Origin of the sequence: Amycolatopsis sp. NPDC006131, from assembly GCF_040614175.1 — a bacterium.
Classification (GTDB): domain Bacteria; phylum Actinomycetota; class Actinomycetes; order Mycobacteriales; family Pseudonocardiaceae; genus Amycolatopsis_E; species Amycolatopsis_E tucumanensis.
Genome location: NZ_JBEXTX010000193.1, coordinates 1 through 8,785 on the forward strand (window position 1 = coordinate 1; position 8,785 = coordinate 8,785).

Below are 8,785 nucleotides of genomic sequence, written 5' to 3' on the forward strand. Positions count from 1 at the left end.
AATGGGCCTACCACCAGCCCTACACCTCAGAAACCCACCGGCAAACAGCGTTCCCCGACTGGCTGCACTGGTACAACTACCACCGACCCCACACCGGCATCGGCGGCAACACCCCAGCCAGCCGCGGAACCAACCTCACCAAACAACACATCTAGGGCTCCAGGTCCAGGGCGGCGGCGAAGGTGCCGTCCATGTGGAACGGTGTGGACTGGTGCTGGTGCGCGATCAGCCAGCGGCCGTCGTCGCGGCGCAGGCAGACCGTCGACCGGAACCACAGGGTGAACGGCTCGTCGTGGCCGGCGGGGACCGCGGACATGCGGTTGAGGCTGTGCGCGAAGGCCAGATCGCCGCTGACGGTGGCGCGCAGGTCGCGGACCTCGTAGTCGACCGGGCCGTCGAACCCGGCGAACCAGCCGCGCAGGTTGTCCGGGTCGCGCATCTCGGCCGCGGCGTGGGCCAGCGGCGGGGCGAGGGTGAACGCGACGATCTCCGGCGCGTAGCGGGCGACGACCGCGTCCGCGTCGCCGGCCCGGATGGCGGCCGCCTGCTCCTCGATCACCGCGTGGATTTCGTTCGTGCTGGTCATCGTCGTCCTCCGGTTAGGGTGTGTGCTTCCACGGGTGACGTCGAGACCGCGAAGCCGGTCTCGACATCCCGGGTGAGGAGTCCGGGAGGGCAGATGAAGTTCCTGGTGCTGATCTACCGCAACGCGGCATCCCAGGCGGTCTGGGAAAGCCTGGCCGACGACGAGAAGCGGGAGGGGCTCAAGGCGTACGAGGCTCTCGACCGCGACCTGGAGGAGGCGGGGGAGGTGGTGACCTCGGCGTCGCTGGCGCCGCCGGAGACCGGCAAGCGGGTCCTGGTCTCCGAGGGGCAGGTCGTCGCGGGGGACGGGCCGTTCGCCGAGGTCAAGGAACAGCTGGCCGGGTTCTACGTGCTGGACTGCGCGAGCCTGGAGCGGGCCGTGGAGTGGGCGGCGCGGATCCCGGAGGCCGGGCTCGGCCTGGTCGAGGTGCGCCCCACGCAGGACCTGAGCGTCTTCCTGCCGTGACCGAGGTGCTGCGCGAGCTGGCGCCGCAGGTGCTCGCCGCGCTGGTGCGCCGCTATGGCGACTTCGACCTGTGCGAGGACGCCGTGCAGGAGGCGCTGCTCGCGGCCGCGACGCAGTGGCCGGCCCAGGGGATGCCGGACAACCCGAAGGGCTGGCTGATCACCACCGCGTCCCGGCGGCGGATCGAGCTGTGGCGATCGGAGACCGCGCGCCGCCGCCGCGAGGAGAACGTCGCGCTGATGACGCCACCGGACCCGGCGCCGGTGCCCGCGGTGGACGACACGCTCACCCTGCTCATGCTGTGCTGCCACCCGTCGCTGACCCCGGCATCGCAGGTGGCGCTGGCGCTGCGGGCGGTCGGCGGGCTCACCACGGCCGAGATCGCGCGGGCCTACCTGGTGCCGGAATCCACGATCGCGCAACGCATCAGCCGCGCGAAGCAGCGGATCAAGGCCGCCGGCGCCCGGTTCCGGCCGCCGGCGCCGGACGAGTACGGGCCGCGTCTCGCCGCCGTGCTCAACGTGCTGTACCTGGTCTTCACCGAGGGGCACACCGCGAGTTCGGGGGAGTCGTTGCAGCGCGTGGACCTTACCGCCGAGGCGATCCGCCTGGCGCGGCAGCTGCACGCCCGGCTGCCCGACGAGGGGGAGGTGACGGGCCTGCTCGCGCTGATGCTGCTGACCGACGCGCGGCGCGCCGCCCGCACCGGTCCCGGTGGTGCGCTGGTGCCGCTCGCCGAGCAGGACCGGTCGCGGTGGGACCGGGCGATGATCGACGAGGGCACGGCGCTGGTGACGCGGGCGCTGACGACCGCGCCGGTGGGCCCGTACCAGCTGCAGGCCGCGATCGCCGCCGTGCACGGGCAGGCCGCGCGGGCGGAGGACACCGACTGGCGGGAGATCGCCGGGTTGTACGAGCTGCTGGCGGCGGTGGCGCCCGGGCCGATGGTGACGTTGAACCGGGTGGTGGCGGTGGCCGAAGTGGACGGTCCGGAGGCCGGGCTGCGGGAGCTGGCGGTGGCGGCCGAGGACCCGGCGCTGGCCGGGCACCACCGCGTGGACGCGGTGCGCGCGCACCTGCTGGAGCGGACCGGTGATCTCCCCGCGGCGGCGGAGGCGTACCGCCGCGCCGCGCGGGGCACCTTGAGCGTGCCGGAGCAGCGGTATCTGGAGGAGCGCGCCCACCGCTGCGCCACGCGCAGTGTATAATGACCTATACGGCGCTGCGTTTAGCGCGCCGGTTCGACGGCCAGCGCGTCCAGGACCGCCCCGAGTTCGGAGTAGCTCGCCGCGACGCCGTCGGTGTTGCCGAGCCGGTGGCGTTCCAGCCGCACCGCGCCCAGGTGCCGGGCCCGGTAGACCAGCGCCCGCCAGCGGGCCTGCGGAGTGTCCGCCGTCCGCCCGTAACCCGCCCAGAACGCGTCCCGGACGGGATCAGGCCGCGACGCGGCGTACAGGCTCCAGTCGGCGGCGGGATCGCCCCAGGACGCCCGGTCGTGGTCCAGCACGCCGTCGATCACCGGCTCCGGCGCGCCGGGGGAGAGGAGCACGTTGGCGGTCCACAGGTCGCCGTGCAGCAGCCGGGGCTCGGTGATCTCGTCGAGCACCGCCCGGCGTTGCTCGGCCAGCCGGGCGACGGCCAGCACGTCCGAGGCGTCGAGACCGGCGTCGGTGAGGTCCGCGGCGGTGTCCGCGAAGTACGCCAGCACCGCCTCGCTCCACGTGGCGAATGCCGGGCCGGCGACCGGGCCGAAGGCGGGGCCGCGCACCTCGTGCACAGTGCGTGCCAGCGTGCCGAGGCCACGGTAGAAGGCGGTCCACTGTGGACGCGGGTACGCCCGCAGTCCCCGCGGCGCCGGGATCCCGGGGAGGAACGTCTGGAACACGTAGTCCCGCCCGGCGATGTCCCGCGTCCAGTCCGCGAACAACGTCCGGGGCATCATCCGCGCGATCGGCGCGAAGAACGGCAGGCTCGCGTGCTCGTTGCGCATCAGCTCCCGCTCGACGCGGAACTGCCGCGCGGGTTCCGGCGCCGCCCGCAGGACCACGGTCTCCCGGGACGGCAGCTCCACGCGGTAGGTGGTGTTGTACAGACCACCGCCGAGCTCCACCGCGGACACCGGCGGCGCCCCGAACGCGCGCTCGGCCATCGCGGTGATCTCGTCCGCGGAAAGCGGTTGCCGGAACGACCCGGCCGGGCGTGCGATTCACCGCGGCTCCACTAGTCGCGGGGGCGCTTGGGCATCAGGTCGTACAGCTTCTTCCGCGCGCCGTTGTCGTTCTCGTTGCGGGTCTGCGCGACCTGCGTGATGAAGTCCTCGAACACGAAGTCGTCCTCGGCGGGGATCGGGGCCGACGGCTGCTGCCGCGCCAGGTGCCCGTCCAGCACCGCCGCGATTTCGCGGAAGGCGAACGCCTGGGTGGTCTCCGGCGCGAACGTCGTGACCGGCATGCCGTGCGCGGCGGCCTCGTTCATCACCACCCCGAGCGGGACGTGCGCCAGCAGCGGGTACCCGAACTGCTTGAGCTCCTCCAGCGCCGCCACCGCGTACCCCGACATCGGCCGCCGGTACAGGCCCGGCACCACCCCGAAATAGGGGATGGGCGGGCGGTTGAGCGCGGTCTGCACGTAGTACAGCTGGTCGTTGAGCAGCCGCAGCGCCCGGATGCTGGTGCGGTCCGGCTGCACCGGCACCAGGATGCCGTGCGTCGCCGCGAGCGCGTTGTTCGTCAGCACGTCCAGGGCGGGCGGGCAGTCGATGATCACGTGGTCGTAGTTGGCGAACTGCACGACCCGCGCCAGCTGCCAGCCCGGCACCCGGAACTGGTCGAGCCTGCGCACCAGGTCGAACATGCCGGGCGAGGTCGGGATCACGTCGAACGCGCCGCCGGGGCCGATGTTGCTGCGCCGGTGCGGCACGATCAGCTCCTCGACCGGCCCCTTCCACATCTTGGTGAGCGCCTTGGCCAGGCTCGGCGCCTGCGCGGGCACCTCCTCCAGGCCCAGCATCTCCGTGGTCGCGTGCCCCTGCGGGTCGAGGTCGATCAGCAGCACCCGGCGGCCGCGTTCGGCCAGCGCCGCGGCGGCCCCGACGCTCAGCGCCGTCTTGCCGACGCCGCCCTTCTGGTTGACCACCGAGGTGATCTGCACTCGAGCGCTCCCAGGTCAGTCGGTTCTGGCCGCAGAGTAGTGGATCTCGTGCGGCTCGCGGGGGACGGTCACGCCCGTCAGCGTGTCCGCACCATCAGCGCCTGCGCGCCGTGGCCCACCTGGCCCCGTACGTCGGACAGCGTGCTGGTGGCCGTGCCCACCCCGGACGGGCCGACCAGCGTGCGCGCGTCCAGCGCGATCCACTCGCCGACCGGCGCGCGCCGCAGGTGCACGGTCAGCTCGCTGTTGATGAACCACCACTTCGCCGGGTCCAGGAAGTTCGACGCGCCGTTGCCGGTGTCGGCGACCGCGAACAGCCGCTGCAGCGGCGTCGGCTTCTCCCCGGCCACCAGCTCGACCCGCTGCCTGCCCCACACCCACGCGGGCCCCGGCTCCGCGGGCGAGCCCGCGATGAGCCGCCACTCCATCGCGCCCAGGTAGCCGCCGCGGCCCCAGGTGTCCGGCCACGACGCCGGACGGCAGTCCTCGGGGGACGGTGGCGCCGGCTCCTCAGTGGCCACGTCCGTGGTGTCGGCCTCGGCGATCCGCCACGCCGAAGCCCGCGCCACCGCCCGCGTGCCGTCGTGCAGTTCCGCGCCGAGCAGCTCGACCGACCGGCCTGGACGCTCCACCCAGGACCGCAGCGACAGCTCGGTCAGCGGCGCCGGGCCGAGGATCTCCACGGTGACCCGCGCCAGCAGCCCCGGCCGGTCGGCGGCCAGGTTCTCCAGCGCGCGGGCGAGCAGCGCCGACGGCGGCCCGAAGTGCTGCGCCTCCGGGGTCCACGGCCCGGCCGTGTGCTCCGTCGGCTGGTAGCGATCGCCGCCCAGCGGCAGGTAGAAAGCGTTCTCCGTCATCTCAATCCGCCCACGTCAGTCAGCACGGTCCAGTGCGGTTTCCACACCCGGGTCCGGCTCCGGCCAGCCCGGGTACTCCGGTGGCGTGCCGCCGAACGACGGGCACAGCGACTGGTGCGCGCACCAGTCGCACAGCCTGCTGGGGCTCGGCCGGAAGTCGCCGGTCTTGCCCGCCTTGAGGATCGCCTGCCAGATCGCCTCCAGCGTGCGCTCGAAGCGGCGCAGCTCGGCCTCGTCCGGGGCGTAGGCGAGCGACTGGCCGTCGGTGAGGTACATGAGCTTCAGCTGGCGCGGCACCACGCCACGCAGGCGCCACAGCACCACGGCGTAGAACTTCATCTGGAACATCGCCTTGGCCTCGCCGATCTCGCGGGGCGCGGCGCCGGTCTTGTAGTCCACCACGCGGATCTCGCCGGTGGGCGCGACGTCCAGCCGGTCGACGTACCCGCGCAGCCGGACCCCGGACTCCAGCTCCAGCTCGACGTGCAGCTCGCACGCCTCCGGGTCGAACCGGCGCGGGTCCTCCAGCTGGAAGTAGCTGTCCAGCAGCTTGGTGGCCGACTCCAGCCAGCCCTGCACGTCCTCGCCGTCGAACAGCTCGGCCCACTCCGGGTTGTCGGCCGACAGTTCGCTCCAGGTGGGCGCGAGCAGCTCGCGGGCGCGGTCCGGTTCGCGGTCGGTCTTGGGCAGCGCGAACAGCCGCTCCAGCACCGAGTGCACGAGCGTGCCGCGCAGCTGCGCCTTCGTCGGCACCTCCGGCAGCCGGTCGACCGCCCGGAAGCGGTAGAGCAGCGGGCACTGTTTGAAGTCGCTGGCCCGCGAGGGGGACAGCGCGGGGCGGCGCACGCCGAGCTGGGGATCCGTGGTCGCCGTCTGAGCCATACCCCGCACCCTAAACGAGGGGTCCGACAAGATCGCGACGCCGCGCGCCGCGGCGGGTCACGGCCGTCTGACACCACACGCTCTACCCTGTCCGGCATGGCCGCGACCGGCGAGCACGGACGAAACCAGCCGAGGCGGGTGCTGACCACCGCCGACGGCGGCCTGCTGCTGTTCCGGGTCCAGGACGTGCCGGTGCTGCTGGCCCCGTCCTGGTGGGTCGGCTCGCTCGTGGTGGTGGTGCTCTACCAGCCGCTCGTCGACCGGCTCCTGCCCGGCGCGACCGCGGCCACGTCGTGGACGCTGGCCGCGGCGTTCGCCGTCCTGCTCGGCCTGTCCGTGCTGGCCCACGAGCTGGGGCACTGCGTGGTGGCGCTGCGGATGGGGATCCCGGTGCGGCGGCTGCGGCTGTTCCTGCTCGGCGGTCTGTCCGAAGTGGCCCGCACCCCGCGGCGGCCGGGGCAGGAGGGGCTGATCGCCGCCGCCGGGCCGGTCGTGTCCGTGCTGCTCGCGGCGTTCTGCGGCCTGCTGATGTTCGCCGTGCCGCCGGACGGGGCGGTGTGGCTGCTGGTCGCCGAGTGCGCCGTGGCCAACCTCGCGGTCGGTGTGTTCAACCTGCTGCCCGGCCTGCCGCTGGACGGCGGGCGCATGCTCCGCGCCGGCGTGTGGGCGGTCACCGGGCGCCGCGCCAGCGGCACGCGCGCGGCCGTCGTGGGCGGCGGGATCGTCGCGGCCGGGCTGCTGGTGTGGGCGATGTTCGGCATGGTCTCCGGCACCGAGGACCGCTGGCTGCGGCTGGGCGTGTGCGTGGTCACCGCGTGGTTCGTCGCCGCCGGCGCCGCGTCGGAGCTGGCCGCCGACGCCAACCGCGGCTGGCCGGAGGGGCTCGCGGTCACCGAGCTGACCCGGCCGGTGCTGCAGCTGCCCGCGGAGAGCCCGGTGTCGGACGCGCTCGCGGCCGCGGCGGGCAGGGGAGTGGTGCTGGTGCGCGCGGACGGCGTCGCGGCCGGGCTGCTCGACGAGGGCGCCGCCGAACGGCTCGCCGAGACGTCGCCGCAGGCCCCGGCGGAGCTCGCCGCGGAGCCGATCCGCGCCGAGACCGTGCTGCTCGCCTCCGAACCGGGGGAGGAGATCGCCGAGCGGGTGCGCGAGACCGCCGCGTGGCAGTTCCTCGTGGTCGACGACGAGGGCCGCCCGGCCGGGGTGCTGCGCCGGGAGGACCTGCGCTCGGCGCTGTCGGCCCGCCGCGTCCGCTGACCGGCGGGTCTGCGAAGATCGAGCGCTGCGATCGCGCGAGTTTCGAGGAGTCAATCAAGTGCAGGTGAGCGGGCCGTTCCGCCCGGGCGACAGGGTGCGTCTGACCGATCCGAAGGGGCGGAACTACACGCTGGTGCTCGCCGAGGGGGAGGAGTACCACACCCACCGCGGCGCGCTGAAGCACGACGACCTGATCGGCAAGCCGGAGGGCTCGGTGATCACGTCCGTCGGCGGCACCGCCTACCTGGCGCTGCGGCCGCGGCTGGCGGACTACGTGCTGTCCATGCCGCGCGGCGCGCAGGTGATCTACCCCAAGGACGCGGCGCAGATCGTGATGTGGGGCGACATCTTCCCGGGCGCGCGGGTGCTGGAGGCCGGCGCCGGGTCCGGCGCGCTGACCTGCTCCCTGCTGCGCGCGGTGGGCCCGGAGGGCAGCGTGCTGTCCTACGAGGTGCGCGAGGACCACGCCGAGCACGCGGTCAAGAACGTGGAGCGGTTCTTCCGGGAGCGGCCGTCGAACTGGACGCTGAAGGTCGACGACCTGAAGAACCACAGTGGCGAGGTCGACCGGGTGATCCTGGACATGCTGGCGCCGTGGGAGGTGCTCGACACCGTCCACCGCAGCCTCGTCCCGGGCGGGGTGCTGGTCGTCTACGTGGCGACGGTGACCCAGCTGTCGCGGGTCACCGAGGCGCTGCGGGAGATGCAGGGCTGGACCGAGCCCGAGTCGTGGGAGAGCCTCGTGCGGCCCTGGCACGTGGTGGGCCTGGCGGTGCGCCCGGAACACCGGATGGTCGGGCACACCGCCTTCTTGCTCACCACGCGCCGGCTGGCCGACGGGGTGACCCCGCCGCGGCCGCAGCGCAGGCCGAGCCGCGGCTGAGGTCCTCCGTCAGTTGGTCCGGTCGCCCAGGTAGCACCACACGCCGCCCTCGTTGGCGAGGCCGAGCTCGAAGTCGTTGGTGCCGCCGGGGCCGACCGCGTGCACCGGGACGTAGGCGGTGTCGCCGGTGACGTCCGGGCTGCCGGTCACGGTGACGGTGATGCCCGACGGGATGTCCGGCACCGACTGCGGGCGGCTCGCGCACACCATCGACTGGATGGTCGCCTTGTCCCCGGTGCTGTAGGCGGTGGCGATCGCCTGCGCGGTCTCCTCGGGCGTGGACTTCGCGCCCGGCGCGGCGGTGCCCTTCGGCGTCGAGCTCGACGTCGGCGTGCGGGAGCTGCTGGGCGCCTTCTCGCTCGAGCTCGCCGGCGGGGCGGCGCTCGTGCTGGGGGCGGCGGAGGTGTTGTTGTCGTCGCCACCGGTCAGCAGCAGGATCGCGGCGACCGCGCCGCCGATGACGACCACCGCGGCGATCGCGATGCCGACGATCAGGCCGGTCTTCTTCTTCGGCGGCTCACCGCCCGGCCCGCCCGGGAACTGCTGCGTGGCGTAGGAGTCGGCGTAGGGGTTCTGGCCGAACTGCTGCGCCCCACCGGGGAACCCGGGCGGCGGGGTCTGCGGGTAGCCCGGCTGCCCGCCCTGCGGGTACCCGGGCTGCTGCGGCCCGCCCTGGGGCTGCCCGGGCTGCTGGGGGTAGCCGCCGCC

11 protein-coding genes are annotated in these 8,785 nt (G+C 73.8%); 5 read left to right on the plus strand and 6 right to left on the minus strand.

What is annotated here, in order from left to right; genetic code table 11:
- Positions 1–155: integrase core domain-containing protein (locus tag ABZ215_RS42490; protein WP_354956550.1), on the plus strand; the 155-nt coding region annotated here is incomplete at its 5' end.
- Here ABZ215_RS42490 and ABZ215_RS42495 read toward each other — a convergent pair.
- Positions 152–586 carry a nuclear transport factor 2 family protein gene (locus ABZ215_RS42495; RefSeq protein WP_020422775.1) on the minus strand — a complete coding sequence of 145 codons (435 nt, stop codon included), beginning with the start codon at positions 584–586 and terminating at the stop codon, positions 152–154. The two genes, ABZ215_RS42490 and ABZ215_RS42495, sit on opposite strands and share 4 nt — an antisense overlap.
- A 93-nt stretch (positions 587–679) precedes the next feature.
- On the opposite strand from ABZ215_RS42495, the gene ABZ215_RS42500 reads away from it, so the two are divergent.
- Both ABZ215_RS42500 and ABZ215_RS42505 read left to right on the plus strand, forming a co-directional pair.
- Complete coding sequence (locus tag ABZ215_RS42500) at positions 680–1,051, plus strand: YciI family protein (protein ID WP_020422776.1); 372 nt, start codon at positions 680–682, stop codon at positions 1,049–1,051.
- The gene (locus ABZ215_RS42505; RefSeq protein ID WP_354956530.1) at positions 1,048–2,259 is read left to right on the plus strand and encodes a DUF6596 domain-containing protein; all 1,212 of its coding nucleotides are present in this window, start codon (positions 1,048–1,050) and stop codon (positions 2,257–2,259) included. Before ABZ215_RS42500 ends, ABZ215_RS42505 begins: the two co-directional genes overlap by 4 nt.
- Positions 2,260–2,279: 20 nt before the next feature.
- Here the strand turns inward: ABZ215_RS42505 and ABZ215_RS42510 are convergent, their stop codons facing one another.
- From ABZ215_RS42510 to ABZ215_RS42525, 4 genes are all read right to left on the minus strand, one after another.
- A complete protein-coding gene (locus ABZ215_RS42510) occupies positions 2,280–3,200 on the minus strand; it encodes an aminoglycoside phosphotransferase family protein (protein ID WP_354956532.1) in 921 nt (306 codons plus the stop codon).
- Positions 3,201–3,271: 71 nt separating this feature from the next.
- The gene (locus tag ABZ215_RS42515; protein WP_237334952.1) at positions 3,272–4,201 is read right to left on the minus strand and encodes a ParA family protein; all 930 of its coding nucleotides are present in this window, start codon (positions 4,199–4,201) and stop codon (positions 3,272–3,274) included.
- 77 nt (positions 4,202–4,278) lie between these two features.
- A complete protein-coding gene (locus ABZ215_RS42520; RefSeq protein WP_237334951.1) occupies positions 4,279–5,058 on the minus strand; it encodes a thioesterase family protein in 780 nt (259 codons plus the stop codon).
- Positions 5,059–5,073: 15 nt separating this feature from the next.
- Positions 5,074–5,940: a RecB family exonuclease gene (locus ABZ215_RS42525; protein WP_017982475.1), complete on the minus strand. Its 867-nt coding sequence runs from the start codon at positions 5,938–5,940 to the stop codon at positions 5,074–5,076.
- A 96-nt stretch (positions 5,941–6,036) separates the two neighbouring features.
- Here ABZ215_RS42525 and ABZ215_RS42530 point away from each other — a divergent pair, with 96 nt between their 5' ends.
- Positions 6,037–7,194, plus strand: coding sequence for a M50 family metallopeptidase (locus ABZ215_RS42530; protein ID WP_354956546.1), 1,158 nt, complete (start codon positions 6,037–6,039; stop codon positions 7,192–7,194).
- A 58-nt stretch (positions 7,195–7,252) separates the two neighbouring features.
- Positions 7,253–8,077, plus strand: a complete 825-nt coding sequence (locus tag ABZ215_RS42535) for a tRNA (adenine-N1)-methyltransferase (protein WP_237334949.1) — start codon at positions 7,253–7,255, stop codon at positions 8,075–8,077.
- A 9-nt stretch (positions 8,078–8,086) separates the two neighbouring features.
- Here the strand turns inward: ABZ215_RS42535 and ABZ215_RS42540 are convergent.
- On the minus strand, positions 8,087–8,785 hold a 699-nt coding region (locus ABZ215_RS42540; RefSeq protein ID WP_354956548.1), incomplete at its 5' end, for a hypothetical protein.